This window comes from Nonomuraea sp. NPDC049714, assembly GCF_044465295.1.
Lineage (GTDB): Bacteria > Actinomycetota > Actinomycetes > Streptosporangiales > Streptosporangiaceae > Nonomuraea.
This window is the reverse complement of sequence record NZ_JBITLM010000026.1, coordinates 16,569-40,399: the sequence shown is the minus strand read 5'-3', so window position 1 is coordinate 40,399 and position 23,831 is coordinate 16,569. Positions and strand designations below refer to the sequence as shown.

The 23,831-nt window shown below is 69.2% G+C and carries 29 protein-coding genes; 19 read left to right on the top strand and 10 right to left on the bottom strand.

The window, feature by feature from the left end:
* The first annotated feature begins 180 nt into the window (after positions 1 to 180).
* Complete coding sequence (locus ACIBQX_RS49790) at positions 181 to 621, top strand: GNAT family N-acetyltransferase (RefSeq protein ID WP_397017709.1); 441 nt, start codon at positions 181 to 183, stop codon at positions 619 to 621.
* Positions 622 to 669: 48 nt separating this feature from the next.
* Here ACIBQX_RS49790 and ACIBQX_RS49785 read toward each other — a convergent pair whose 3' ends face one another.
* Positions 670 to 1,407, bottom strand: a complete 738-nt coding sequence (locus ACIBQX_RS49785; RefSeq protein WP_397017707.1) for an XRE family transcriptional regulator — start codon at positions 1,405 to 1,407, stop codon at positions 670 to 672.
* A 154-nt stretch (positions 1,408 to 1,561) separates the two neighbouring features.
* Here ACIBQX_RS49785 and ACIBQX_RS49780 point away from each other — a divergent pair, with 154 nt between their 5' ends.
* The 3 genes from ACIBQX_RS49780 (at position 1,562) to ACIBQX_RS49770 (ending at position 3,019) form a co-directional block, all read left to right on the top strand.
* A complete protein-coding gene (locus ACIBQX_RS49780; RefSeq protein ID WP_397017706.1) occupies positions 1,562 to 1,915 on the top strand; it encodes a hypothetical protein in 354 nt (117 codons plus the stop codon).
* Between the two features lie 5 nt (positions 1,916 to 1,920).
* Positions 1,921 to 2,373, top strand: a complete 453-nt coding sequence (locus tag ACIBQX_RS49775) for a GntR family transcriptional regulator (protein ID WP_397017704.1) — start codon at positions 1,921 to 1,923, stop codon at positions 2,371 to 2,373.
* A 67-nt stretch (positions 2,374 to 2,440) separates the two neighbouring features.
* Complete coding sequence (locus ACIBQX_RS49770) at positions 2,441 to 3,019, top strand: HD domain-containing protein (protein ID WP_397017702.1); 579 nt, start codon at positions 2,441 to 2,443, stop codon at positions 3,017 to 3,019.
* Between the two features lie 58 nt (positions 3,020 to 3,077).
* Here ACIBQX_RS49770 and ACIBQX_RS49765 read toward each other — a convergent pair whose 3' ends face one another.
* From ACIBQX_RS49765 to ACIBQX_RS49755, 3 genes are read right to left on the bottom strand one after another with little or no spacing between them, the layout of a single operon-like run.
* On the bottom strand, positions 3,078 to 3,656 hold the full coding sequence (locus ACIBQX_RS49765) for an SMI1/KNR4 family protein (RefSeq protein ID WP_397017700.1): 579 nt from the start codon (positions 3,654 to 3,656) through the stop codon (positions 3,078 to 3,080).
* A gap of 34 nt (positions 3,657 to 3,690) precedes the next feature.
* Positions 3,691 to 4,167 carry an NUDIX hydrolase gene (locus ACIBQX_RS49760; RefSeq protein ID WP_397017698.1) on the bottom strand — a complete coding sequence of 159 codons (477 nt, stop codon included), beginning with the start codon at positions 4,165 to 4,167 and terminating at the stop codon, positions 3,691 to 3,693.
* Positions 4,167 to 4,907 (bottom strand): helix-turn-helix domain-containing protein, encoded by a 741-nt coding sequence (locus ACIBQX_RS49755; RefSeq protein WP_397017696.1) that lies wholly within the window; start codon positions 4,905 to 4,907, stop codon positions 4,167 to 4,169. Before ACIBQX_RS49755 ends, ACIBQX_RS49760 begins: the two co-directional genes overlap by 1 nt.
* 149 nt (positions 4,908 to 5,056) lie before the next feature.
* On the opposite strand from ACIBQX_RS49755, the gene ACIBQX_RS49750 reads away from it, so the two are divergent.
* On the top strand, positions 5,057 to 5,266 hold the full coding sequence (locus ACIBQX_RS49750; RefSeq protein ID WP_397017694.1) for a hypothetical protein: 210 nt from the start codon (positions 5,057 to 5,059) through the stop codon (positions 5,264 to 5,266).
* Complete coding sequence (locus tag ACIBQX_RS49745) at positions 5,263 to 5,454, top strand: hypothetical protein (RefSeq protein WP_364547055.1); 192 nt, start codon at positions 5,263 to 5,265, stop codon at positions 5,452 to 5,454. Before ACIBQX_RS49750 ends, ACIBQX_RS49745 begins: the two co-directional genes overlap by 4 nt.
* On the opposite strand, the gene ACIBQX_RS49740 is transcribed toward ACIBQX_RS49745, so the two are convergent.
* Positions 5,414 to 5,773 carry a winged helix-turn-helix domain-containing protein gene (locus ACIBQX_RS49740; RefSeq protein ID WP_397017692.1) on the bottom strand — a complete coding sequence of 120 codons (360 nt, stop codon included), beginning with the start codon at positions 5,771 to 5,773 and terminating at the stop codon, positions 5,414 to 5,416. The genes ACIBQX_RS49745 and ACIBQX_RS49740 overlap by 41 nt on opposite strands.
* 109 nt (positions 5,774 to 5,882) lie before the next feature.
* Here ACIBQX_RS49740 and ACIBQX_RS49735 point away from each other — a divergent pair, with 109 nt between their 5' ends.
* The 8 genes from ACIBQX_RS49735 to ACIBQX_RS49700 all read left to right on the top strand — a co-directional run bounded on the left by ACIBQX_RS49735 (position 5,883) and on the right by ACIBQX_RS49700 (position 11,388).
* Positions 5,883 to 6,212, top strand: a complete 330-nt coding sequence (locus ACIBQX_RS49735) for a hypothetical protein (RefSeq protein ID WP_397017690.1) — start codon at positions 5,883 to 5,885, stop codon at positions 6,210 to 6,212.
* A complete protein-coding gene (locus ACIBQX_RS49730; protein WP_397017688.1) occupies positions 6,205 to 7,524 on the top strand; it encodes an FtsK/SpoIIIE domain-containing protein in 1,320 nt (439 codons plus the stop codon). The genes ACIBQX_RS49735 and ACIBQX_RS49730 overlap by 8 nt, the downstream gene beginning before the upstream one ends.
* A 20-nt stretch (positions 7,525 to 7,544) precedes the next feature.
* The gene (locus tag ACIBQX_RS49725) at positions 7,545 to 8,189 is read left to right on the top strand and encodes a DUF2637 domain-containing protein (protein ID WP_397017686.1); all 645 of its coding nucleotides are present in this window, start codon (positions 7,545 to 7,547) and stop codon (positions 8,187 to 8,189) included.
* A gap of 21 nt (positions 8,190 to 8,210) precedes the next feature.
* The gene (locus ACIBQX_RS49720) at positions 8,211 to 8,372 is read left to right on the top strand and encodes a hypothetical protein (protein ID WP_336212606.1); all 162 of its coding nucleotides are present in this window, start codon (positions 8,211 to 8,213) and stop codon (positions 8,370 to 8,372) included.
* Positions 8,373 to 8,374: 2 nt separating this feature from the next.
* Positions 8,375 to 8,497 (top strand): hypothetical protein, encoded by a 123-nt coding sequence (locus tag ACIBQX_RS49715; protein WP_397017683.1) that lies wholly within the window; start codon positions 8,375 to 8,377, stop codon positions 8,495 to 8,497.
* Positions 8,498 to 8,631: 134 nt separating this feature from the next.
* Entirely contained in the window at positions 8,632 to 9,951 is a 1,320-nt protein-coding gene (locus tag ACIBQX_RS49710) for a replication initiator (RefSeq protein ID WP_397017711.1), read from the top strand.
* Positions 9,948 to 10,124 carry a helix-turn-helix transcriptional regulator gene (locus ACIBQX_RS49705; RefSeq protein WP_397017681.1) on the top strand — a complete coding sequence of 59 codons (177 nt, stop codon included), beginning with the start codon at positions 9,948 to 9,950 and terminating at the stop codon, positions 10,122 to 10,124. Before ACIBQX_RS49710 ends, ACIBQX_RS49705 begins: the two co-directional genes overlap by 4 nt.
* 4 nt (positions 10,125 to 10,128) lie before the next feature.
* Positions 10,129 to 11,388 (top strand): tyrosine-type recombinase/integrase, encoded by a 1,260-nt coding sequence (locus ACIBQX_RS49700; RefSeq protein ID WP_397017679.1) that lies wholly within the window; start codon positions 10,129 to 10,131, stop codon positions 11,386 to 11,388.
* Positions 11,389 to 11,464: 76 nt separating this feature from the next.
* Here the strand turns inward: ACIBQX_RS49700 and ACIBQX_RS49695 are convergent, their stop codons facing one another.
* Both ACIBQX_RS49695 and ACIBQX_RS49690 read right to left on the bottom strand, forming a co-directional pair.
* A complete protein-coding gene (locus ACIBQX_RS49695) occupies positions 11,465 to 12,604 on the bottom strand; it encodes an acyl-CoA dehydrogenase family protein (RefSeq protein ID WP_397017677.1) in 1,140 nt (379 codons plus the stop codon).
* Between the two features lie 9 nt (positions 12,605 to 12,613).
* Entirely contained in the window at positions 12,614 to 16,042 is a 3,429-nt protein-coding gene (locus ACIBQX_RS49690; RefSeq protein ID WP_397017675.1) for an indolepyruvate ferredoxin oxidoreductase family protein, read from the bottom strand.
* Positions 16,043 to 16,199: 157 nt separating this feature from the next.
* Here ACIBQX_RS49690 and ACIBQX_RS49685 point away from each other — a divergent pair, with 157 nt between their 5' ends.
* The 3 genes from ACIBQX_RS49685 to ACIBQX_RS49675 all read left to right on the top strand — a co-directional run bounded on the left by ACIBQX_RS49685 (position 16,200) and on the right by ACIBQX_RS49675 (position 19,242).
* Entirely contained in the window at positions 16,200 to 16,652 is a 453-nt protein-coding gene (locus ACIBQX_RS49685; protein ID WP_397017673.1) for an Lrp/AsnC family transcriptional regulator, read from the top strand.
* Between the two features lie 131 nt (positions 16,653 to 16,783).
* On the top strand, positions 16,784 to 18,328 hold the full coding sequence (locus tag ACIBQX_RS49680; RefSeq protein WP_397017671.1) for a M20/M25/M40 family metallo-hydrolase: 1,545 nt from the start codon (positions 16,784 to 16,786) through the stop codon (positions 18,326 to 18,328).
* A 95-nt stretch (positions 18,329 to 18,423) separates the two neighbouring features.
* Positions 18,424 to 19,242, top strand: coding sequence for an exodeoxyribonuclease III (locus ACIBQX_RS49675; RefSeq protein WP_397017669.1), 819 nt, complete (start codon positions 18,424 to 18,426; stop codon positions 19,240 to 19,242).
* 96 nt (positions 19,243 to 19,338) lie between these two features.
* On the opposite strand, the gene ACIBQX_RS49670 is transcribed toward ACIBQX_RS49675, so the two are convergent.
* Both ACIBQX_RS49670 and ACIBQX_RS49665 read right to left on the bottom strand, forming a co-directional pair.
* Positions 19,339 to 19,701: a cupin domain-containing protein gene (locus ACIBQX_RS49670; protein WP_397017665.1), complete on the bottom strand. Its 363-nt coding sequence runs from the start codon at positions 19,699 to 19,701 to the stop codon at positions 19,339 to 19,341.
* Between the two features lie 97 nt (positions 19,702 to 19,798).
* Positions 19,799 to 19,945 (bottom strand): hypothetical protein, encoded by a 147-nt coding sequence (locus ACIBQX_RS49665; RefSeq protein WP_397017664.1) that lies wholly within the window; start codon positions 19,943 to 19,945, stop codon positions 19,799 to 19,801.
* A 171-nt stretch (positions 19,946 to 20,116) separates the two neighbouring features.
* Here ACIBQX_RS49665 and ACIBQX_RS49660 point away from each other — a divergent pair, with 171 nt between their 5' ends.
* Positions 20,117 to 20,269 carry a hypothetical protein gene (locus ACIBQX_RS49660; protein ID WP_397017662.1) on the top strand — a complete coding sequence of 51 codons (153 nt, stop codon included), beginning with the start codon at positions 20,117 to 20,119 and terminating at the stop codon, positions 20,267 to 20,269.
* A gap of 104 nt (positions 20,270 to 20,373) precedes the next feature.
* Here ACIBQX_RS49660 and ACIBQX_RS49655 read toward each other — a convergent pair whose 3' ends face one another.
* Positions 20,374 to 21,507: a PP2C family protein-serine/threonine phosphatase gene (locus tag ACIBQX_RS49655; protein WP_397017660.1), complete on the bottom strand. Its 1,134-nt coding sequence runs from the start codon at positions 21,505 to 21,507 to the stop codon at positions 20,374 to 20,376.
* A 218-nt stretch (positions 21,508 to 21,725) separates the two neighbouring features.
* On the opposite strand from ACIBQX_RS49655, the gene ACIBQX_RS49650 reads away from it, so the two are divergent.
* Positions 21,726 to 23,699: a glycosyl hydrolase family 18 protein gene (locus tag ACIBQX_RS49650; protein WP_397017658.1), complete on the top strand. Its 1,974-nt coding sequence runs from the start codon at positions 21,726 to 21,728 to the stop codon at positions 23,697 to 23,699.
* Positions 23,700 to 23,831 lie beyond the last annotated feature (132 nt).

Here is a 23,831-nt window from a genome sequence, read left to right as displayed (position 1 = left end):
ACCCTCAACATCCCTAGTCGCACTAGTCCGCGGTACTGTCATCCACACGACATACTAAAGATCATCTAGCTGGAGTGTCACCTACCTCCCGAGCCGGATCTGTCGCACGGGTCCTGAGACCTGACAATCTCGGTCTGTGTCCCGGCCTGGTCTTCTGATGCGTCGTCGTAGGCTCGCTGCATGGGTGTTGAGATTGAGGTCATCCGGGAGGCGAGTCAGGAACTCGTGGTGGCCTTCGGCCGGCTACTGCCACAACTGTCCTCGTCGGCTAAGCCGCTGGACTTTGAAGCGGTTGAACACATCGTGAGAGGTCATGGCAATACGATCGTGGTCGCTCGTGCGGGCGGTGAGATCGTTGGGACGTTGACCTTGCTGCTGTTCTCCATCCCCTCCGGGATACGTGCCCGGATCGAGGATGTGGTGGTCGACACCTCGGCGCGTGGCCAGGGAGTCGCTGCGAAGCTCACCCAGCACGCTCTACGGCTGGCTCAGGAAGCGGGAGCACGAACCGTCGATCTCACCTCACGCCCGGATCGCGAGGCGGCGAACCGGCTGTACGAACGTCTTGGCTTCCAGGCCCGGGAGTCTACGGTCTACCGGTTCGCGATAGAGGGGCAGTAGCACCCGCCCTCTTACCTAGCGGTAGGCCGGTGATGGGACCTATGTCAGTCAGGCCGGTCCCTTGTGGATGGGCTGGGTGGTGTCCCATACGCGCTCGAAGCTGGTGACGTAGGCGTCTGCCGGTCCTTGGTCGTCGGTGTGGGTGAGGTGCATGACGGGAGCGTTGGCTGCTGGTGTGCCGTAGGCGTGGGTGTTGACGAGAAGGTGATCGTCGGCGCGGTAGATGGAGTTGTAGAGCACGGTCCGGTGTAGGCGGATCTCGATGCCTGGGACGTCTCTCAGCGATCGGTACAGCGTGAGCGCGTTGGCCACTCTCGCTGCCATGATCTCGGCTCCGGTCCCCTCGTTGACGCCACGCGTGGCCACTTCCTCCCCCTGAGGGTCGCCGAGGAGGATGCGCACTGTGACTCCGGCCTTAGCGCGGTCGGCCAGGGTGTCGAGGATGCCCCGGTCTTCGGCGAGGAACAACGCGCTGTAGGCCAAGATGCCGATCTCCCGCCCGGCTCCGCCGAAGAGGTTGCGCCAGACCGTCTGGGGGACGGCCCAGCGGTGCGGGTAGATCGCTTGTACGCCGTCGGCGAGTGCCTGGTGTCGTGGCGCGACCTCAGGCCATAGCTCGGCCTCGTCGACGTGGAGCAGGTCGGCGACGGCCCATCGGTGGCGTGGGTAGGGGATGCGCCCTTGAAGCCATCGGCTGACGGTTTTGGGGTCGACGGCCAGGGCGGCGGCGACGTCGGTGGTGTTGAGGCGGGCGGCGGCCAGTGCGTAGCGGAGGTTGTCGTTCATGGGGCCGGCCTGTTCCTCTCGCAAGTTGACCCTTGTGCTGCGACGTTAACATCAGACGTCCCTAGACGTCCCCAAGTTGTGGTGTTCCCGCCCCCGGCCGTGGGGCGACGCTCGACGCACACAACACCGGGCACGAATGTCAGGGAGGACCACGATGCAGGCGAGCCAGACCGTCAAGGAGCAGCAACGGGCCTACACCGAGCGGCTGCTGACCGCGCTGGGCGAACAGCTGAACGCACGCGATATCGCGGCGGTCCTCGTAGGCACCCAGGACGGCCGTCCGGCGCTGGATGTGATAGACAGCCGATGCCGGATGCGGCGAGTGTTCGTGCACCTGTCGTTCTGCTGGTTCTACTGGGGCGACCAGGACGACGAGCGGGTGTCGTTCCTGCAGATGGCCCACGCGGTGGACCGGATCGAGCAGGCCGCCGAGGACGGCTGGCATGACGGCGAGCAGGGTGATCTCACGGTCGACCTGGACAAGATTCTCGACGCTTACCGCGGCTGACCCCGGTGACCGGCGGCCGATGGCTGACGGGCGGACTGGTCTACCCGCAGATCGCCGCCCGCCTCCGTGAACAGATCGTCGCGGGCGAATTCGCGCCGGGCTCGGTGCTGCCGTCTGAGGCGGAGCTGTGCCGCAGGTTCGGGGTGGCGCGCAACACGGTACGGCGCGGCCTGGCGCTCCTGGAGGACGAAGGACTCCTGATCACTGTCCCGTCCAAGGGCCGCGTGGTGGCTGCCGACGGCGGCGCGGCCCCGTACCGCTATCAGCAGATCGCCACGAGCCTGCGTGAGCAGATCGACGGCGGCGAGCTGGCTCCTGGTGCCGCGCTGCCGAGTGAGGCCGAGCTACGCCGCCGCTTCGGGGCCTCGCGGAACACGGTGCGGCAGGCCTTGGCCGTGCTGGAACGCGATGGGTTGATCGTGGCCGAGCACGGGCGGGGGCGTTTCGTCCGGGGTTGAGACGTCCTGGGACGTCTCGTCTGCCCCTCTGGATTCGCCCCTGCCTGTGCTGCCTATCGTGAACCTCGTGGGACAAGTTGAATGGGCCTACGGCCTGGCCAAGGATCTGCTGGACACGACGCTGCCCCGACGCTGGGCACACACCCAGGGAGTGGCCGACCAGGCCGAGACCCTGGCCCCGATCCTCGGCGCGGACACCGACACCCTGATCGCCGCGTGCCTGCTGCATGACATCGGCTACGCCCCGGACCTCGTCGACACCGGTATGCATCAGCTCGACGGCGCCCGCTACCTGCGCGACGTCGCCCAGGCCGATGAGCGGCTGTGCCGCCTGGTGGCCTACCACTCGTGCGCGGACAACGAGGCGCGGCAACGGGACCTGTTCGACGTGCTGGCCAAGGAGTTCGATCAGGAACGCCCCGACCTGGCTCGGGCGCTGACGTACTGCGACATGACCACCAGCCCGGACGGCCGGCACCTGGACGTACGCGACCGGCTGGCCGAGATCCACTCCCGCTACGGCCCCGAGCACGTGGTGAGCCGTTCGATCACGGACGCGACGCCGTGCATCGTGTCGTCGGTGCGGGCGGTGGAAGCGGCGCTCGCCCACGAGACAAGGACTGGACCGAATACCCCTCCCGAATGAAGTCAGGCACCTAAGCTAAGCCGCTTTCCGTGGGGCTGGCCTGTGAGCGACTCTGACCTCAACCGACGTCCGGCACGGTGGAAGAGTCCGGATCCTCAAGCGCGAAATCGGGAAACATGCCGGTCATGAGATCCCAGAACGAGCAGTACTCGATCTCTCCGGGACGCCAGGCGGCCAGGTCAAATGCTTGCCACTCGCCGTCAGGTCCTACAACGTGCGGGTTGAGGAGGCAGATCTGGCCGTCGACGTCCTCCGAGATGCAGAGCATGTCACCGACGGACTCGCCCCATACAGCGAGGTAGGGGGCTATATCCCGAACCCAACTGATCTCAGCCAAGGACAGTAAGCGCAAGCACGAACGGCTTTCCTCATCCCAGCCGTTGGAAACTCCGAGAAACTCCCTGTAACTCGGCGGAAGACGCATGCCGAGACGCTCCTCGCGATGCGCCAGCTCTGCCTCACTGGCGCCGGTCGTCCCGAGCCAGTCCGGAGGCCGTTGCGCCTCCACCAGGTGCCGCGATCCCGACGGTGTAGAAGCTTCGCTCTGCGCGTGCTGCTGGTGGATTCTGCGGTTCACAGTCTGAAGAAGATCGGCCCAGGGGTAGCGCGGACCGTCCGAGGCGTGGGGGGTGATCACGACGCCTACCCTACGATCTCAAGATCGATAAGGGCTATCCGATGTGCGGTAGGCCGCTGCCGGTCAGGTAGTGCTCGATCCGCAGCCGCATCGAGCGGTCCATCTGGAGCCCGGCCACCTGATCGCGGGGCACCCAGCGGACTTCGCGCGACTCGTCGCTGGGTGTCGGTTCGCCGCTGACAGGTCGGGCGGTCAGGACGATGGAGAACTCCTGCCGAGCCTCGCCATTCGAGGTGTAAAGGATGATGTGGTGGGGGTCGCTGTAGGTGCCGGTCAGGCCGGTGATCTCGCAGGTGATGCCGGTCTCTTCGAGGGTTTCGCGGACGGCGGCCTGCGGGATGGACTCGCCCAGGTCGATGGCTCCCCCGGGCGTGGCCCAGTTGTCGTTGTCGGTGCGGCGGATCATCAGCAGGTCGCCGGCCTCGTTGGTGACGATGACGTTGACCGAGGGGATCAGGCTGTTGGGCTCGGGGGCGTCGGGGTCGTCGTAGAAGTCGATGCGTCGTGCCATCAGGGCTCCACCGGGGTGGCCTGGGCCCATACCTTCTCGAAGCTCTCGGCGTAGGTGGCGACCATGTCGCCGCCGGCCACCCGCCGTAGGTGCAGGACGGGCGCGTTTCCGGCGCGGGTGCCGTACACGTGCATGTTGATCAGGAACTCGTCGTCGGCGCGGTAGATCGAGTTGTACAGCACCGTGCGGTGCAACCGGATCTCGACGTTGTCCAGGCCGGTGATCGGCCGGTAGAACACCAGCGCGCTGCGGATCTGTGCCGCCATGCTGTCGCCCACGCCCTCGTCACTCCCGCGCTGCGCCACCTCGGCCGAGTCCGGGTCGCCCAGCAGGATGCGCACGCGCACACCGGCCCGCGCTTTGTCGGCAAACAGGCGCACCATGCCACCATCGTCGGCCAGGAACAATCCGCTGAAGGCCAGGACGCCGATCTCTTCGGACGCCGCACCGAACAGTCGTCCCCAGATGTCCCGTGGCACCGCCCAGCGGTGCGGGTAGATCGCGATGATCTCGCTCTGTGAGGCGGAGGTCACCTGTTCGGGGCTGAGCGCGTCCGGCCACAGGTACGTCTCGTCCACTCCCAGGTAGGAAGCGGTGGCGAAGCGGTGTTTTCGGTACGGCTCGCGCCCCTTGGTCACCCAGCGTTCGACCGTCTTGGGGTCCACCTCGATCGCCTCGGCCAGATCGGCGATGGACACGCCTTTCTGGAGCAGGGCCGCGCGTAGCCGTTCGTTCGCCATCTCACCCGCTTCAAGGGGACGTCCGGGGACCTGGCCATCGTAGGCCGGACGTCTTGAACATGTCCCGTCGTGTAGTGATCTCGTCCTGACGCTCCGCAGCATTCTCGGTTCGCAAGCAAGAACAACCGACCGAGAGGAGTGGTGATCACATGACCGAGGAGATCTACCCGGAGCCCACCTGCCAGTGCAGCGCACGTCTGGAGCAGGGACAGACGCGGTGCCGTAAGTGCCTGGCCCGTGAGCGCTGGATCAAGAAGCAGGCGGCCAAGCGCAACCGCGACGGCCAGCGGCGGAGTGAGACCCGCCGTCCCCCGCGCGCTCCTCGCGGCCTGGCCGTGGCGGGGGTGATCTGGTCATGACCACGATCCCGCTGATCATCGCCGGAGTGCTCGGCGTCGCGCTGCTGGTCGGGTACGTGACGGTGCTGGTCGGCATCCGCCGTGAGGACAAGGCGCTCAGCCTGCGGCGCAACCCGTCGGGGGCGTCGGCGTCGCTGGCCAGGAAGGTTACCGGCTGCTACGTCCGGGACGGGGTGTCGTGGACGTAGCCAACTGCTCCTCGACCTTGGCCAGGCGCACGGACAGGTCGTGCACGGTGGCGCGCAGGTCGGCCAGCTCGTCGCCGGCGGCCTGGGGGTCGTCGGTGTCGCGGACGAACACGCCCTTGCCCTGCTGGCCGATCACCAGGCCCTCGGTGCGCAGGACGCCGACGGCCAGCTTCACCACCGACAGCGACGCGCCGTACTGCTCGGCGAGTTTGGCCGTGGACGGCAGCGGGCTTCCGGGCTCGAGGGAGCCGCCGCGGATCTGCGCGCGGAGATCGTCGGCGATCTGCAGGTAGCCCGGCCGGCCGGTGTTCTTGACCATCGCCCTCAATCTCACCACGAAAGTTCGACCAAGCCAACCGAGAGAACATTGACAACCAAGCCAACTAGGTTAACTATGTTGGTGGCGACGAAAGAGGAGGTCACAGCCCATGCGTTCCGTCCCCATCCCCGTGGATGTCAGCAAACTCGCCATCACCTGCGTCAAGGCCCCGCGCCCGCGCGTCCTCAACCGCGACACCGGCGAGATCAAGACCGACAAGAACGGCAACACCGTCTACGAGGTCACCGTCTCAGTAGAAGACGAGTTCGGCCGGATCGAACTCGTCAAGATCGGCACCACCGGAGAGCCACCCATCACCACCGGCGACCAAGTCACCGCCATCGGCCTGCTCGGCTACGTCTGGGAGATCTCCGGCCGGTGGGGCATCGCCTACCGCGCCACCGCTCTCCTCCCCGTCCGGGAGGCCGCCGATGCGTGACGCGCTGCTCGTGCTCGCAGCCCTCGCCGCCGTCGCGGCCGGGCTGTGGGCCTGGCGCCGCTTCCACTACCCCTCCTTCTGGCTCGCGCTCGGCTTCCCGCTCACCGCTGCCTCGGTTCGGGCATCCTGGCGGCGGGTCGCCCTTGGCTGCGGGCTGACCAAGAAGCGGCAGCGCTGGTGGTTCACCACCGTGCCCGGCCTGGTCGCCTCGACCGGCATCGTCAAAGTCAAGCGGCGTTTTCAGCGGGTGGCCGTCGACACCAAGCCATTCATGTGGCTGCCCAAGCCGACTCGGCACGGCTGGCGCGTCACCCTGTGGACGCTCGAAGGCCAGACCCCCGGCGACTACGCCGACGCCGCCGAACGCCTGGCCCACTCCTGGGGCGTGCACGCGATCCGCGCCTCCTCACCCCGCCCCGGCCGCGTCGTCCTGGCGGCGACCATGCGCGACCCGCTGATCAAGGTCGACCAGCTCCCGCCCTCACCTGAACTGCTCAAGGTGACGGTCGGGCAGTTGGAGACCGGCAAGCCCTGGGTCATCGACTTCCGGACGGTGCCGCACTGGCTCAACGCCGGAGCCACCCAATCCGGCAAGTCCAACCTCGCCAACGCCCTCATCGTCGGCCTCTCGCCGCAACCGGTGGCGCTGGTCGGCTTCGATCTCAAGGGCGGCGTCGAGTTCACCCCGTACGCGCCCCGGCTGTCGGCGCTGGCCACCTCACGCGCAGAATCGGTCGGCCTGCTGGCCGATCTGGTCGGGCTGATGATCGACCGGATGGGGTTGTGCCGCCAGGCGTCCGCCCGCAACATCTGGCAGCTCCCGCCCGCCATCCGGCCCGTGCCGGTCGTGGTCCTGGTGGATGAGTTGGCCGAGCTCTACCTGATGGCCGACAAGTCCGAGAAAGACGAGATCGCCAAAACCTCCACAGCGCTGCTGCGGGTGGCCCAGCTCGGCCGGGCGTTCGGCATCTACCTGTTCTGCTGCGGCCAAAGGATCGGCTCCGACCTCGGCCCCGGCGTCACCGCCCTACGCGCCCAGTGCTCCGGCCGGATCTGCCACCGAGTCAACGACCCCGAAACCGCGACCATGACCCTCGGCGACCTCGACCCGGCCGCCCTCGTCTCCGCCCGCGCCATCGCCGCCGAGACACCCGGCGTCGCCATCGTCGCCTCACAAGACGGCCAGTGGTACCGCGCCCGCTCCTTCTACGTCACCGACGCCACCGCCGAACACGCCGCCCACACCCATGCGCACCTCGCCCCGTCCTGGGACGAGATCACCGCCCACCTGACCGAACACGCCAACGCCTGAACCTCGAAGGGAGGGCACCGATGCGACGCTTGGCCTGCCGACTGCTCGACACCGGCCCGGTTCTCGTCCTGGCCGTCATCGCGGGCGCCGGATCGTTCACCCACATCCGCGAGACCGCCACCGAGCACGGCCAAACCGGCTGGATGGCCTGGGCCGTCGCCGTCTGCATCGACCTCACCTGCGTCATGGCCGCCCGCGAACGCCAACGCGACAAGAAGACCGGCAAAGGCCGGCAAGGCCGCATCACCTGGCCCGTCCTCGTCCTGACCGGCGGCATCGTCCTGTCCCTGGCCGCCAACCTCGCCCAAGCCGACCCGACCGTCTGGGGATGGATCACCGCCGCCACCCCGGCCGCCGCCTTCCTCATCGCCGTCTCGATGCTGGAACGCCGCGCCACCCACCCCGACCCGCCTCCGGCACCGGCCGCCTCGCCCTCGCCCGCGCCCGTCCTGGCCTCGTCGCCGGTCCCCGAACTCCTCCGCCCGGACAACAACGACACCCCAGGCGACGGCCTGGCCCCGGCGCTCGTCGACTACGCCCGCCGCGTCGCCGACGACCACCACGCCAAACACGGCAGACCGATCACCCGCGACACGCTCCGCGCCCACCTCGGCGTATCCGACCAGCTCGCCTCAGACCTGCTGCGCGCCCTGCCCACCGCCTGACCAGAAAGGAGGGCAACGACCATGCGCATCCGCATCGACGGCACCCGCGCCGAAATCGTCGACGCCCTGTTCCGCCTGCGCCTGCACTTCACCGTCTACGCCGTCTCCCGCGCCTACCCCGACCGCGCCCGTCCCCACCACTGGCGCGTCTACCTCACCACCCGCCCGAGCGAAAGAAGGTGACCATGCCCGATGACCTGCCGGTGATCCACTACCGCTGCTGCTCCTGCGGTGGTACCGGCCTGCACTCCGAAGGCGACCGGTGCGCCGACTGCGACGGCACCGGCATCGACAACCACGGCGCATAAGCGCAGCGCCCCCGGCCTGGCCGCACATCCGCCAAGACACACGCCAGGTCGGGGGCTATCCCTATCACCCGAACGAGTGAGAGGAGGTCTCCATCTTGCCCGCAACTCCTGCCACCGCGCACGCCATCACCGGCATGATCAAGCGCCTCAACCGGGCCGACTACGACCGCTGGGCATCCCAGATCCGCGCGACCGGCGGCTGCCGACAGCCCATCCACCTACGCGGCAAGGTCGAACACTACGACCAGGCCACCGGCCAACTCCTGCACCGCTACACCACCAACCACGAGCCCGACGGCGTACTACGGGTCCCGTGCAAGACCCGCCGCGCCACCCGCTGCCCCGCCTGCGCCGAGACCTACCGAGCCGACACCTACCACCTCATCCGCGCCGGTCTCATCGGCGGTAAGGGCGTCCCGGAGACCGTCACCGGACACCCGACCCTGTTCGTCACCCTGACCGCTCCGTCCTTCGGCACCGTCCACACCCGCCATGAGAAGAACGGCAAGGTGCAGCCCTGCCACGCCCGCCGCAACGCCGAACCCTGCCCGCACGGACGTGTCATGTCCTGCACCGAACGGCACAGCAAGGACGACCCCCGCCTCGGCGAACCACTCTGCCCCGACTGCTACGACTACACCGGCTCCGTCCTGTTCAACGCCCTGGCGCCGCTGCTGTGGAAGCGCTTCGCCGACTCCGTCCGCCGCCACCTCGCCAAGACCGGCGGCCTGGCCCTCAAAGACCTCCGCCACCACCTGACGCTCTCCTTCGCTAAGGTCGCCGAATACCAACGGCGCGGCGTCGTCCACTTCCACGCCGTCATCCGCCTCGACGGCCCCGGCGGACCCACCGCATCGCCCCCGGCCTGGGCCACCACCGACGCTCTCACCCAAGCCGTCCAGCACGCCACCCACGCCGTCACCGCCACCGCACCCGCCCACCAGGAGCAGCCAGAGCGCACCCTGCGCTGGGGCTCTCAGCTCGACATCCGCCCCATCACCCTTAACGGCGACCTCACCGAGCAAGCCGTGGCCGGCTACATCGCCAAGTACGCCACCAAAGCCGCCGAATGCGTCGGCACCCTCGACCGCCGCATCAACCCCCTCGACAACCTAGAAGCCTTCAACCTCCGCGACCACGCCCGACGCCTCATCACCACCTGCATGCACCTCGGCACCCTGCCAGAGCTGGCCGACCTCCGCCTCGCCGACTGGGCCCACATGCTCGGATTCCGCGGCCACTTCTCCACCCGATCCCGCCGCTACTCCACCACCCTCGGCGAACTACGGGCAGCCAGAGAGCGCTTCGTTCACACCGAAGAGGTCACCCACGGACGGCTTCCCCTCTTCGACGAGGACACCGTCCTCGTCATCAGCGAATGGGAGTACGCAGGCAAGGGCCACTCCCTCGGCGACCAACTCCTCGCCGCTGCCATCACCGGAGGGTGCCTATGAACACCCTCGCCAAGCTCTGGACCGTGGAGGACGTAGCCACATTCCTCGGCGTCCCGATCACCACCCTCTACCAATGGCGACACCACCGCACAGGCCCGACAGGCCACAAGATCGGCCGTCACCTCCGCTACGTGCCCGAGGACGTCATGTCCTGGGTCCAGGACCAGGAGTAAGCCCATGGCCTTCGTCAAGGACCTGTGGACCAAGACAGTCCGGAACCCCGACGGCAAGCGACAGAAGGTCAAGACCGCACGCCACGGCAAGGGCAAGCGCTGGCTCGCCGTCTGGGTGGACCCCGACGGCAACGAGCGCTCTACCGCATATGACCGCAAGGCCGACGCCGAGCGCAAGATCGCCACGATGGGCGCCGACATCGCCCGTGGCGACTACATCGACCCCAACGCGGGCAAAGTGCTGTTCGGCGAGGTAGCCGAGCGCTGGTTGGCCTCACGCATCGTCGACCCGGCGACGAAGATCCGATACGAGTACATCCACCGCCTCCACGTCTCGCCGGCCTTCGCCAAGCGCCAGGTGAAGAGCATCAAGCCGTCGGATGTCCAGGCGTGGATCAGTGACCTGAGCAGCCGTTTCGGCACCTCGACCGTACAGACGGCCTTCCTGGTCCTTCAGGGCATCCTCAACCTCGCCGTAGCCGACGAGGCGATCAAACGCAGTCCTGCCAAGTCGCCGATCGTGCAAGTGCCCAAGCGCGCCACCGAAGAGATCGTCGCGTGGTCGGACGACAGAGTCAGCGCGGTGATCGACGCCCACCCTCCGCTGTTCCGTCTGCTCCCTATGATCGGCGCGGCCTGCGGGCTGCGGCAGGGTGAACTGTGCGGGCTCGCCCTGGAGGACATCGACTTCGAGGAGCGCGTTGTCCGAGTACGTCGACAGATCAAGAAGCTAGGCAGTGATCACGCCTTTGCTCTGCCAAAGAACGACCGGGAGCGGGTCGTGCCGCTTCCGGACTGGGCGGCCGAGGCCATCAAGCGGCACGTCTCGACCTATCCCCCACTGGTCTGCTCACTGCCCTGGGAGAGGCTGGACGGCAGGTTACGCACCCACAACCTGCTCTTCCGCTGGACGGACGACCGCCACATCAGATCCCGGACCTACAGCGAGATCGTGTGGAAGCCCGCACTCGTCCAGGCGGATGTGATCCCGCCACCGGGCAAGGACCCTCGCCAGCGCAGCCGCTACATCACCTCACGCAAAGAGGGACTGCACCAGCTCCGCCACTACTACGCCAGCGTCATGCTGGCCGGTGGCGTCTCGGTGCGGGAACTCGCCGAATACCTCGGCCACGCCGATCCAGGGTTCACCCTCCGCGTCTACGCCCACATGATGCCCGGTTCCCACGACCGCGCCCGCAAGGCCATCGACGACCGGCTGTTCCGTCCGCGCGGCGTCTCCCACGGAACAGGTACGGAACAATGATCATCTAGGACACGACCTGAAGACGAGCGAACCCCGCTTCCCAGTACCGGGAGGCGGGGTTCTCGCATGTCAGAGGCTACTTGGCCAAGTGCCTACTGATCACCAGCCGCTGAATCTGATTCGTGCCCTCGAAGATCTGCATGATCTTCGCCTCGCGCATGTACCGCTCGACCCGGAACTCCCGCGTGTACCCGTACCCCCCGAAGACCTGCACCGCGTCCGTGGTCACCTTCATCGCGGTGTCCGTGGCCACCAGCTTCGCCACACTGGCCTGCCGGCTGTAAGGCAGCCCGGCATCCCGCCGTCGAGCCGCATCCACATAGGTAGCCCGAGCACAGTCCACCCCGGCCGCCATATCAGCCAGCAGAAACCCCAGCCCCTGATGGTCGATGATCTTCTTCCCGAAGGTCTGCCGCTCCTTGGCATAGGCGACGGCCTCGTCCAAAGCAGCCTGAGCCAACCCGGTGGCACAAGCGGCGATCCCCAACCGCCCGGAGTCCAGAGCGCTGAACGCGATCTGCAACCCCTGCCCTTCCTCCCCCAGCAGCCGGTCATCCTCCAGCACGACCCCGTCATAGTGCGCGCTGGTAGTGGGCACCCCGTGCAGTCCCATCTTCTCCTCAGGCCGCCCGAAGGTCAGCCCTTCAGCGGCCCCGGGCCCCAAGAAGCAGGAGATCCCCCGGCTCCCCTCCCCGGTCCGCACGAACAGGGCATAGAAGTCAGCCTTCCCCCCATGGGTGATCCACGCCTTGTTCCCCGTGACCCGGTAACCCCCCTCGACCTTCGAAGCCTTACAGGTCAGAGCAGCGGCGTCAGACCCGGCCTGCGGCTCCGACAGGCTGTACCCCCCGACAAGCTCCCCGGCCAGCATGGCGGGCAGCCACCGCTCCCGCTGCGAAGGGCTCCCATGGGTGGCCACCGGAAAACAGGCCAGCGTATGCACACTGGTGGCCACCGCCACGGCCGCCCACCGCGCCGCCAGCTCCTCGATCACCTGCAGGTACACCTCGTACGGCTGCCCACCCCCGCCGAACTCCTCCGGATACGGCAACCCGAGCAGCCCAGCCTGCCCCAAGGTCGCGAACAGCCCCTCAGGATAGGTCTCGGCCCGCTCGTGCTCATCGACCCGCCGCCCCAGCTCCTTGTCGGCGATCTCGCGGGTCAGCTCGATGAGGTCCTCGGCGTCCTGGCCGGGCAGCAGGCGGTCAACGGTCACGTTCGCTCCTCAGGAGGCGGGGTGCACGGCGGGCTCGTCCAGCCGGGCCAGCAAAGCCCGGCACTGCTCACGCCACTCGGCGACGCGCGCCAGCTTGATGTCCTCATAGCCCCGGATCATCTCCGGCAGCGAGGCCAGCGAGCCGACGGCGTCGGCGGTGTCCGGATCCAGCCGGACCAGCGCGTCACGCATCACCTCACGATATTCGGTGATCAAAGCCCGTTCGACCCGCCGTACCCCTGCGTACCCGAACACGTCGAGCGCGGTGCCGCGCAGCACCCGGGCGGCACGCAGCCCGCGGAACAGCACTCCCGCCGACCGGCGCAGCTTGATCTTGCGCTTCATCCCCAGCGCCCGCAGCACCGGCGGGTGCAGCAGCACCGACACCACGGCGTCCGCGCCGAACTCCCGCTCCCGCACGGCCTTCTCCTGCGGGTCCAGGTGCAGCCGCGCGACTTCGTACTCGTCCTTGTACGCCATCAGCCGGTGCAGGCTCCTGGCGTAGGCGAGCGCGATCCGCTCCCCGGCCTCCTGGCCGGCGCGCGAGGTGGCGACCGCCGTCACGTGGCTCACCTCTTCAGCGTACGTGCGCGCGTACGCGGCGTTCTGGTAGCCGGTCAGGTCGGCGACCCGGAGGGCCACCGTCTCCTCCAGCCCAGCGGGTTCGCGATGCGCCGGGGCAGGAGCCGCCGAAGAGAGCACCGCAGCGAGGTCCACCACGGCGGCGCGCCCCCAGCGGAAGGCGGCGAGGTTCCGCTCGACGGCGGCCTGGTTGAGCCGGATCGCCCGCTCGATGGCGTCGGCCGAGATCGGCAGGCAGCCGTGCTGGTACGCGGCGCCGACGAGCAGCATGTTGGCGGGCATGTGGTCGGCGAACAGCGCCTCGGACAGGCCGTGGGCGTCGAGGTAGAGGTTCTCGCCGGACCGGGTGGCGGACTCGACCCGGACGATCGCGTCGGCGGGCGAGCCGGGCAGGGCGGCGCGGCCGGTCACCATCGCGGCGGTGGGCACGATCGAGGTGTTGACGACGGCGACCGTCCGGCCGGGCGAGGCGACGGCCAGGTTCCCGTCGGCGGCGGCCCCCAGCACGTCGAACCCGATCAGCACGTCGGCGGTGCCGCGCGAGGCCCGCACCGAGCCGTCGACCGGCCGCCGCGAGACGCGTACGTCGCTGACCACCGGCCCGCCCTTCTGCGCCAGCCCCGTCTGCTCCAGCCCGGCCGCGTGCAGGCCGTCGAGGTGGGCGGCCATCTGCAGGATCTGCGAGACGGTGACGACGCCGGTGCCGCCGATGCCGGGCATCCTGATGAGCACCGACTCGCCGCCGACCCGGCTGACCGGCTCGGGCAGCGCGACGGTCAACTCCCTGGGCAGCTCGGGCACCGGCCGCGCCTGCCGGGTGCCGGGCTCGACGAGCAGGAACGACGGGCAGTCGCCCTTGAGGCAGCTCAGGTCGGTGTTGCAGGACGCCTGGTGGATCCGGGTCTTGCGCCCGAACTCGGTCTCCACCGGCTGCACCGACAGACACGTGGACTTCTCCCCGCAATCGCCGCAGCCCTCGCAGACCCGCTCGTTCACCACGACCTTGGCCACCGGCGTGGGCAGTTTGCCGCGCTTGCGCAGCCGTCGCTCCTCGGCGGCGCAGCGGTCGTCGTGGATGAGCACGGTGACGCCGTCCAGCGCGGCGAGGTCCCGCTCGGCCTCGGCGAGGTCGTCGCGGTGCCGCACGGTGGCGATCTCCGCGAGCCTGACCCCTCGGTACGTCTCCGGCTCCGGCGTCGTGACGATGATCCGCCGTACTCCCTCGACCTCCAGCGCCCGCGTCAGCGCGGGCACGTCCAGGCGGCCCTCGGCGCGCTGCCCGCCGGTCATGGCGACCGCGTCGTTGTAGAGCAGTTTGTACGTGATCCGCACGCCGGCGGCGACGGCGGCCCGGATGGCGAGGGAGCCGGAGTGGTGGAAGGTGCCGTCGCCGAGGTTCTGCACGAAGTGGCGGTCCTCGGTGAAGCTCGCCAGGCCGATCCACTGGGCTCCCTCGCCGCCCATCTGGGTGATGCCGACCTGGGTGCCGCGCCCGCCGCCGTCCAGCGCGATCATCGCGTGGCAGCCGATCCCGACGCCGACCAGCGTGCTGTCGTCGGCGCGGGTGGAGGCGTTGTGCGGGCAGCCGGAGCAGAAGTACGGGGTCCGCGCGGCGACCATCGGCAGCATGCGGCGGGCGGGCCTGACGGATGACTCGGCGGACGACAGATGGACGGCCTGGCGGGGCAGGCGGTCGGCGCCGACGCAGGCGGCCAGCGCCGTGGCCACGTCCTCGGCGCCGAGGGTGCCGCGTGCGGTGAGCAGCTCGCGGCCCGTCACGGCGGGGGTGTGCGCGCGGCCGTACAGGGCCTGCTTGAGCTGCCCTTCGAGGAACGGCACCTTGTCCTCCACGACGAGCACCCGCTCCAGGTCGCCGGTCATGGCGGCCAGCTCGGCGGGGTCGAGCGGGAACGGCATGCCGAGCTTGATCAGCCGCAGCCCGAGCGCGTTCATCGCGGCCTGGTCCACGCCGAGGTCGGCCAGCGCCCGCTGGACCACGGCGAAGCCGGTGCCGGAGGCGAGGATGCCCAGGGTGGCCTCCGGCGCGGTGGAGACCACCCGGTTGAGTCCGTGCGCGCGGGCGTAGGCGCGGGCCAGGTCCAGCCTGCGGGTGAGCATGTCGTGCTCGGCGTCCAGCGAGGCCGGGCCGACCAGCACGGGGGACTTGCCCCGGTCGGCGCGGCCGGGGGCCGGGACGCCGTCGGACAGGGGGCCGAGGTCCACGGTGGCGGACGCGTCGGCGATGTCGGCGACGATCTTCAGGCCGGTCCACAGGCCGGTGGCGCGGGACAGGGCCACCGCGTGCAGCCCGTACTCGATGATCTCCGCCACCGAGCCGGGCGCCAGCAGCGGCATGGACAGGCTCTGCACCATCGGCTCGCACGAGCTCGGCACGGTGGAGGACTTGCTGCCGGGGTCGTCGCCGATCCAGGCCACGGCGCCGCCGAGGGCGGAGGTGCCGGCCACGTTGCCGTGCCGGATGGCGTCGGCGGCCCGGTCCAGGCCCGGATTCTTGCCGTACCAGAAGCCCGTCACCCCCTCGTGGCGCTTGCCGGGGAGCTGACCGAGCAGCTGGGTGCCGGCCACGGCGGTGGCGGCGAGCTCCTCGTTCAGGCCGGGCCGGAACACCACTCCCGCCGGGTCGAGGAAGCGCGCGGCCCGGCCCATCTCCATGTCGACCCCGCCCAGCGGGGAGCCCTGGTAGCCGCTGACGAAGACGCGGGTGTCGAGTCCGCGTCGCTCGTCGAGGCGGCGCTGCTCCAAGGTCAGGCGGACCAGGGCCTGGATGCCGGACATCAGCACGCGGCCGTCGGCGGCGGTGTACCTGTCGTCCAGCGACACGGGGGTCGTGCTCACGCCGGAACCTCCTGGGCTTCGTGGTGTGACCCATAGCACAGCAACGTCGGACGATGGTGCGCAAGTATCCGACGACCAGATCGGACAAAGACGCAAAAAGTTATAGTTACGGCTAGGAATAGCCGAGGTTCTTTGCGTCTGATGGGATGGTTCCGGCATGCCCGAGGTGGATGAGATCGATCATCATGTGCTGCGTCTGCTGCGTGAGGACGGGCGCAGGACCTTCTCCGAGATGGCCGACAAGGTGGGGCTGTCCGTAGCCGCCGTCAAACGGCGGGTCGACCGGTTGCGCGACATCGGCGTGATCACCGGCTTCACGGTGCAGATCGACTACGCCAGGCTCGGCTGGGGCATCGAGGCCTTCACCGAGCTGCGCTATCCCGGCACCACGCCGGTCAGCGACATCGTCCGCACCACGGTCGGCGTGCCGGAGGTGCAGGAGGTGTTCACCATCGCGGGCGATCCGGACGCGATGATCCACGTACGGGCGCGCGACCTCGGCCATCTGCAGCAGGTCATCGACCGGCTGCGCCGCGCCGGGGACGTCACGGGCACCAAGACGCTCCTGGTGCTCGGCTCCTGGACCCACGAGACGGTGCCGGAGGCCTGAGCGGCACGTTCGGACTCCGTGATGCAACAGAGACATCCTTCCCTCTCCTGTATTTCAGGATTTATCCGTACGTTCAGGGAACGCGCGCACTTTGACCCGGGTCACCCCCCACATGGTTCCGAGGAGCAATCATGCGTTCCCGCTTCCGCAAGGGCGTGCTCGGCGTGGTCGTCGCCGCCATGACGCTGTCCTGCGTCGCCTTCACCGGCACGGCCAACGCCCACCCGCGCCACCACAAGGACCCCGTCCGGGACCTGGTCAAGGCCGTCTCGGGCAAGAACGTCAACAAGCACCTCAAGGTGTTACAGGCGATCGCGAAGGTCAACGACGACACCCGGGTGTCCGGCACCCGGGGCTTCGACCTCTCCCGCGACTACGTGGCCCGGAAACTGCGGGCGGCCGGTTACAAGGTGACCGTCCAGCCGTTCGAGTTCCTGTTCGAGGGCTATCGGACCCCGCCGGTGCTCCAGAGCACCGGCGCCGATCCGAAGACGTACACCTACGGGTTCTTCAGTGACTACGTGGCCATGGGCGACTCGCCGGCCGGCTCGGCGAGCGGCCAGACACAGGCCGTGGACGTGGTGCTGCCGCCCGGCGAGCCCAACAGCTCCACCTCCGGCTGCGAGGCGAGCGACTTCGACGGCTTCGTCGCCGGCCGCATCGCCCTCATGCAGCGCGGCACCTGCAACTTCCGCGTCAAGGTGGACAACGCCATGGCGGCGGGAGCCTCCGGCGCGATCGTGTTCAACGAGGGCCAGGAGGGCCGCACCGAGGTCGACCTGAACCCGGTGCTCGGCGGCCCCGGCGTGACGATCCCATCCTTCTTCACCAGCTTCGCCGTCGGCCAGGAGCTCGCCGCCACGGCGGGCGGCTCCGTCACGATGAACTGGGACCCGGTCTCCGAGACCAGGACCACGTACAACGTGATCGCCGAGACCAGGAGGGGCGACCCGGGGAACGTCGTCATGGTCGGCGCGCACCTGGACAGCGTCCAGGAGGGGCCGGGCATCAACGACAACGGCTCGGGCAGCGCCGGCATCCTGGAGGTCGCGCTCAAGTTCGCCAAGGCCAAGCCGAAGAACCAGGTGCGCTTCGCCTTCTGGGGCGCCGAGGAGTTCGGCCTGCTGGGCTCGCAGCACTACGTGGACGCGCTGCCGGCCGAGGAGCGGGAGAAGATCGCTCTCTACCTCAACTTCGACATGATCGCCTCGCCGAACTACACCTTCGGCGTCTACGACGGCGACGGTGACGCCTTCGGCACGGCGGGGCCGGAGGGGTCGGCGCAGATCGAGGAGGACTTCGAGAAGTTCTACGCCGGGCGCGGCCTGCCGTTCACCGCGACCGCGTTCACCGGCCGCTCGGACTACGGGCCGTTCATCGCCGCCGGCATCCCGGCGGGCGGCCTGTTCACCGGCGCCGAGGTGCTCAAGACCGAGGAGGAGGCCGCGATCTTCGGCGGCACCGCGGGCATCCCCCTCGACCCCTGCTACCACAGCGCCTGCGACACCATCGAGAACGTCAGCGCCAAGGCACTGGACGTGAACTCCGACGCCATCGCGACCCTGGTGGCGACGTACGCCTTCGACACCGGCACGATCGGCGCCACCGCCCCGACCCCGGCCGCCGCCCGCACGGCGACCCCCCACCGGCACGGCCCCGCCGAGTCCCGCAACTAGCCGGCCCACCGGCGCCCGCCCCTCATAGCGCGGGGCGGGCGTCTTGGGCGGGGTGGCTTGGTGCGAGGGCCGGGGTTCTTGGGCAAGGTGGAAGGATGCGCCTGGCTACCTGGAACGTGAACTCGGTGAAGGCCCGGCTGCCCCGGCTGCTCGCCTGGCTGGCCGAGGCGGAGCCGGACGTCGTCTGCCTGCAGGAGACCAAGTGCGCCGCCGCGAGCTTCCCCGCCCAGGAGGTCGGCGAGCTCGGCTACGCCACGGCGGCCCACGGCGACGGCCGCTGGAACGGCGTCGCGGTGCTGTCGAGGGTGGGACTGAGCGAGGTGTCGCGGGGCTTCCCCGGCGAGCCGGCGTTCGACGCGGTGCCGGGCGCGGTGCCCGGCGCGGCCGACGCCTCCCCCGAGGCGCGGGCGATCGGGGCGAGCTGCGGCGGGCTCCGGGTGTGGTCGCTGTACGCGCCGAACGGGCGGACCGTCGACTCGCCGCACTACGGCTACAAGCTCGCCTGGTTCGCGGCGTTCACCCGGGCGGTGGAGGCGGAGCTGAGGCAGGGGCGGGCGCTGGTGGCCTGCGGCGACTACAACGTGGCGCCGACCGACGCGGACGTGTGGGACCCGAGCCTGTTCGCCGGGTCCACCCACGTCACGCCCGCCGAACGCCAGGCGCTGTCCGACCTGCGGGCGCTGGGCTTGCGCGACGTGGTGCCCACGCCGATGAAGGGGCCGCACCCGTTCACCTACTGGGACTACCGCGCGGGCATGTTCCACCAGAACATGGGGATGCGGATCGACCTGGTGTACGCCGGCGCGGGCGTCGCGGACCGCGTACGGTCGGCGTACGTGGACCGCGAGGCCCGCAAGGGAAAGGGCCCGTCGGACCACGCCCCGATCGTCGTGGATCTCGGCCCGGAAAGCTGACGCCGCACACCGGGCGGTCGGCTTACGGCGCGACGTCCGTACGCGACCTCGGTCCTGGCGCCGCACGCCGGGATCGCGGCGTGCGGCGCGACATCCTCACGCCTCCTTGGCCTTCGCGTATTCGGCGGCGCCGCCCGCGAAGTCGAACACCAGGGCCGCCTCGTCGCCCACCACCCAGGCGTCGTGTCCGGGCGGAGCGACGAAGACCTCACCCGGGCCGATCTCCGCTTCGGTGCCGTCGTTCATCCGGATGTGCAGCCGCCCCTTGACGACCATCCCGTTGTGGTGGACCTCGCAGGACTCGGTGCCCGCGATCGGCTTGACCGACTCCGACCAGCGCCAGCCCGGCTCGAACGTGGCGACGCCGAAGTGCAGCCCGCTGAGCTCGCACACGTCGAGGTGGCCCATTGGGAAGTCTCTGCGCTCATCCGGCTTGTCGATGCTCTTGACTTCGATCATGACGTCCCCCCTCCGTCAGCTCAGTCTCTCACCGGCGAGAATGCCTCACAAGGAAAGAACGCCCAAGTCAGAACCGGTGTGGCGGACGCCGCGATGATCAGTGACGACGTGACCGGAACTTGTCCAGGAAGCGCCGGGCCTTCTGCTGGTTCTGTGGGTCGTGGGCCATCCGCTTGGCCTTCTCGACCGTCTGCCTGCCTTGAGGGCTGCGCATGTACGCGCGCACCCGATCCATGAGCTTCATGTGGCTCCCCTACCCAGGACAGTGACAAGAACGCGGCCTTGTCGTGAGGCCCTGAGGCAAGACCTGTGGCAAATGGGGAGCATACTAGAAGGAGTGAAACCCAGAAAAGCCGCGGCCCGGCGTCCCCTGCCCGGAAGTCCCTTCAACGTTCCCGAGGTGCCACCCCCACCATTGCCGATTTTCGTCGTTCAGGACAAGGTGAGCCACGACAAGTACGGGCTCGGCCATGTCGTAGGAGTCGAGGAGGACATCGCGGTGCTCGTCGACTTCGGCACCGAGATCCACCGCATCATCGCGCCGTACCCCAGGCTCTTCAAGCTTTGAAGGCCTGGCGGTCCTGGGCCCCGAGACCTCGGCGGGCGCGCACGCGGGAGTGACGGCGAGCATCCGTCAGGAGCTCGTCGGCCCCTTCGCGGTCCCGGGTCCCGTCATGGCACCGGGAGTGCGGGCGTGCGCGCCGGTCCGGTCATGGGCTGCGCCCTGTGCAGGATGAGGACGGCGACGTCGTCCGGCGGGGCCGCTCCGGTGAACGCGCGCAGGTCGGCGTGGAGCGTGTCAGCCAGCCGCGTGGGCGGGACGCCGACCCACTCGTGCAACCGCTCCTCCAGCGGATAGAAGGATCTGCCCGGTCCACGGGCCTCGGTGACGCCGTCGGTGCACAGCAGCAGCGTCGCCCTCGGCGGGAAGGCGAACCACGCGCTGGTCCGCGGCTCGGGAGCCAGCCTGGCCAGGCCCAGCGGCACGCCGGGCTCTCCGAGGCTCACCTGTCCGGCGCGGCCGTCGTAGATGAGATACGGCTCGATGTGCCCGCAGTTGACCGCCTGGACGCCCTGGCCCTGGCCGATGTGGAGGACGAGCGCGGTGACGAAGCGCTCGGGCTCACCGGTGTGCCGGGCGTAGGCGTTGTGCCTGATGACGGCGTTCTCCAGGGCGTCCACGACGCCCATGAGGGTCCTCTCCCGGTAGGCCGCCTCCCTGAACGCGCCGACGACGGCGAGGGCCTCCCCGATCGCGGGCAGTCCTTTGCCCTGCACGTCGGCGATGAGCACCCTGGTGCCGTACGGAGAGGCGGCCACCTCGTACATGTCGCCGCCGACCATGGTGTCCTCCTCCACCGGCTGGTAGATGCCGTCCACGATCACCTGCCCGGTGCGCAGCGGCAGTGGGCTCATGATCGCGCGTTGCAGCGCCGCGGCGGCGGAGCGCAGCCGGTGGACCTCCTCCTCGCGGTTGATCCGGTAGCGGCAGCCGAGGACGCTCAGCACGCCGAACGCGGCGGTGAAGCCGACCGCGCCCAGGTTCTCGCCGAGTCCGCCGCCCAGGAAGGCGGCGGAGGCGGACACCGTCAGGAGCACCCAGACCGAGGCGACGGCCGTCTGCGGCGTCGTGCCCAGCGCCGCGACGATCGCCGGCAGGAAGATCAGCAGTGGTACCAGTCCCACGGCCGTGCCCAGCAGGGTGTCGACCCCGGCCACGAGCGCGGTGACGGCGACGAGCGTGACGGCGAACAACCAGGTCGGCAGGATGACCCGCCCGCGTTCGCGCCGCCTACTCCGCCACACCGCTACCTCCGGAATCCACCTTCTACCGGGGGGTTCGCGCAGCCGGAACCGGACACGCCCACTTGACGGCACTTTGCCCTGGACGCTTCGCCTTGACACTCATTGACGCTGGCGCAGGCAGCGGCTACGGTCGTCGTACAACTAAAAGGAAACTTTCCTAAGAGTTGAGCCGCACGTCCTCCCATCCCACCCCCCACACACCGGATGCCGGAGCAGCCATGAAGAGAACCATCCTGAGCAAGGCCCTCGCAGGACTGGCGGCGTTACTGCTGCCCCTCACCGCGGCGGTCGCCATCCCAGCCGGCGCGTACGGCGCCACCTCCACCTCGAGCAGCACCGTGGCGGCCCTCGCCGACTGGGCGCCGAACACCGCCTACACGGTGGGCACCCGCGTCACCTACCAAGGCATCGAGTACGAGTGCCGCCAGAGCCACACCTCGCTGACCGGCTGGGAGCCGCCGAACGTCCTGGCGCTCTGGCTGCCCACGAGCGGCGGCGGCGTCGACACGACCGCGCCGTCGGTGCCTGGCAACCTGCGCTCGACCGGCGTCACCTCCGGCAGCGTCTCCCTGGCCTGGAACGCCTCGACCGACAACGTCGGCGTCACCGGCTACGAGATCTACCGCGGCGCCACCCTGGTCACCACGGTCACCGGCACCACCCACACCGACACCGGCCTGAGCGCGAGCACCGCTTACACCTACACGGTCCGCGCCCGCGACGCCGCCGGCAACCGCTCCGCCAACAGCGCCGAGGTCAGGGCCACCACCTCGGGCGGCGGCGGGAACGACACCGCCGCGCCGTCGGTGCCCGGCAACCTGCGCTCGACCGGCGTCACCTCCAGCAGCGTCTCCCTCGCCTGGAACGCCTCCACCGACAACATCGGCGTCACCGGCTACGAGATCTATCGCGGCGGCACCCTCATCGAGACCGTCACCGGCACCACCCACACCGACACCGGTCTCAGCGCGAGCACCGCCTACACCTACACGGTCCGCGCCCGTGACGCCGCCGGCAACCGCTCCGCCAACAGCGCCCAGGTCAGGGCCACCACCTCGGGCGGCGGGGGTGGCGGCGGTGACAAGGTCCTGGGCTACTTCGTCCAGTGGGGCGTCTACCAGCGCGGCTACCACGTCAAGAACATCGACACCAGCGGCTCCGCGGCCAAGCTGACCCACATCAACTACGCCTTCGGCAACGTGACGAACGGCCAGTGCGCGATCGGCGACAGCTACGCCGACTACGACCGCTTCTACAGCGCGGCCGAGAGCGTGGACGGCGTCGCCGACACCTGGGACGCGGGCGCGCTGCGCGGCACCTTCAACCAGCTCCGCAAGCTCAAGCAGAAGCACCCGCACATCAAGGTGCTGTTCTCCTTCGGCGGCTGGACCTGGTCCGGCGGCTTCGGCCAGGCCGCGCAGAACCCGGCCGCCTTCGCCGAGTCCTGCTACCGCCTGGTGGAGGACCCGCGCTGGGCGGACGTGTTCGACGGCATCGACATCGACTGGGAGTACCCGAACGCCTGCGGTCTGAGCTGCGACAGCAGCGGCCCGGCGGCGTACCGGAACCTGATGTCGGCGCTGCGTTCCCGCTTCGGCTCCGGCAACCTGGTCACCTCGGCCATCACCGCCGACGGCACCAACGGCGGCAAGATCGACGCGGCCGACTACGCCGGCGCCGCGCAGTATCTCGACTGGTACAACGTCATGACGTACGACTACTTCGGCGCCTTCGCGGCGCAGGGCCCCACCGCCCCGCACTCGCCACTCACCAGCTACAACGGCATCCCGACGCCGGGCTTCTACTCCGACAACGCCATCCAGAAACTCAAGAGCAAGGGCGTCCCGGCGAGCAAGCTGCTGCTCGGCATCGGCTTCTACGGCCGCGGCTGGACCGGCGTGACCCAGTCCGCGCCGGGCGGCACGGCGACGGGGGCAGCGCCCGGCACCTACGAGGCGGGCATCGAGGACTACAAGGTGCTCAAGACCCGCTGCCCCGCCACCGGCACCGTCGCGGGCACCGCCTATGCCCACTGCGGCAACCAGTGGTGGAGCTATGACACGCCGAGCACGATCGGCGGCAAGATGGGCTACTCGAAGAACCAGGGCCTCGGCGGCGCGTTCTTCTGGGAGCTCAGTGGTGACACCTCCAATGGAGAGCTGATCACCGCGATGAGGAACGGCCTGGGATGACCTCCCGGTAGCAGCCTCGACGGCCGCCCTGCCCGCGCATCCGCGGGCAGGGCGGCCGTTATCATGCACACTGAGTACGTTCGAGCTGGATAAGGCCTTGGGTCCGCTATAACCTTGAGAATGCCTTTCTAT

Excerpts from the sequence above, each read along its gene's own strand:
- ACIBQX_RS49735 (WP_397017690.1), top strand. The coding sequence starts at position 5,883 with ATGCGTTCCGTCCCCATCCCCGTGGATGTCAGCAAACTCGCCATCACC.
- ACIBQX_RS49785 (WP_397017707.1), bottom strand. The coding sequence starts at position 1,407 with ATGAACGACAACCTCCGCTACGCACTGGCCGCCGCCCGCCTCAACACC.
- ACIBQX_RS49790 (WP_397017709.1), top strand. The coding sequence starts at position 181 with ATGGGTGTTGAGATTGAGGTCATCCGGGAGGCGAGTCAGGAACTCGTG.
- ACIBQX_RS49780 (WP_397017706.1), top strand. The coding sequence starts at position 1,562 with ATGCAGGCGAGCCAGACCGTCAAGGAGCAGCAACGGGCCTACACCGAG.
- ACIBQX_RS49680 (WP_397017671.1), top strand. The coding sequence starts at position 16,784 with ATGCGTTCCCGCTTCCGCAAGGGCGTGCTCGGCGTGGTCGTCGCCGCC.
- ACIBQX_RS49665 (WP_397017664.1), bottom strand. The coding sequence starts at position 19,945 with ATGAAGCTCATGGATCGGGTGCGCGCGTACATGCGCAGCCCTCAAGGC.
- ACIBQX_RS49740 (WP_397017692.1), bottom strand. The coding sequence starts at position 5,773 with ATGGTCAAGAACACCGGCCGGCCGGGCTACCTGCAGATCGCCGACGAT.
- ACIBQX_RS49710 (WP_397017711.1), top strand. The coding sequence starts at position 8,632 with ATGATCAAGCGCCTCAACCGGGCCGACTACGACCGCTGGGCATCCCAG.
- ACIBQX_RS49750 (WP_397017694.1), top strand. The coding sequence starts at position 5,057 with ATGACCGAGGAGATCTACCCGGAGCCCACCTGCCAGTGCAGCGCACGT.
- ACIBQX_RS49720 (WP_336212606.1), top strand. The coding sequence starts at position 8,211 with ATGCGCATCCGCATCGACGGCACCCGCGCCGAAATCGTCGACGCCCTG.
- ACIBQX_RS49650 (WP_397017658.1), top strand. The coding sequence starts at position 21,726 with ATGAAGAGAACCATCCTGAGCAAGGCCCTCGCAGGACTGGCGGCGTTA.
- ACIBQX_RS49670 (WP_397017665.1), bottom strand. The coding sequence starts at position 19,701 with ATGATCGAAGTCAAGAGCATCGACAAGCCGGATGAGCGCAGAGACTTC.
- ACIBQX_RS49705 (WP_397017681.1), top strand. The coding sequence starts at position 9,948 with ATGAACACCCTCGCCAAGCTCTGGACCGTGGAGGACGTAGCCACATTC.
- ACIBQX_RS49730 (WP_397017688.1), top strand. The coding sequence starts at position 6,205 with ATGCGTGACGCGCTGCTCGTGCTCGCAGCCCTCGCCGCCGTCGCGGCC.
- ACIBQX_RS49700 (WP_397017679.1), top strand. The coding sequence starts at position 10,129 with ATGGCCTTCGTCAAGGACCTGTGGACCAAGACAGTCCGGAACCCCGAC.
- ACIBQX_RS49675 (WP_397017669.1), top strand. The coding sequence starts at position 18,424 with ATGCGCCTGGCTACCTGGAACGTGAACTCGGTGAAGGCCCGGCTGCCC.
- ACIBQX_RS49755 (WP_397017696.1), bottom strand. The coding sequence starts at position 4,907 with ATGGCGAACGAACGGCTACGCGCGGCCCTGCTCCAGAAAGGCGTGTCC.
- ACIBQX_RS49725 (WP_397017686.1), top strand. The coding sequence starts at position 7,545 with ATGCGACGCTTGGCCTGCCGACTGCTCGACACCGGCCCGGTTCTCGTC.
- ACIBQX_RS49760 (WP_397017698.1), bottom strand. The coding sequence starts at position 4,167 with ATGGCACGACGCATCGACTTCTACGACGACCCCGACGCCCCCGAGCCC.
- ACIBQX_RS49715 (WP_397017683.1), top strand. The coding sequence starts at position 8,375 with ATGCCCGATGACCTGCCGGTGATCCACTACCGCTGCTGCTCCTGCGGT.
- ACIBQX_RS49745 (WP_364547055.1), top strand. The coding sequence starts at position 5,263 with ATGACCACGATCCCGCTGATCATCGCCGGAGTGCTCGGCGTCGCGCTG.
- ACIBQX_RS49685 (WP_397017673.1), top strand. The coding sequence starts at position 16,200 with ATGCCCGAGGTGGATGAGATCGATCATCATGTGCTGCGTCTGCTGCGT.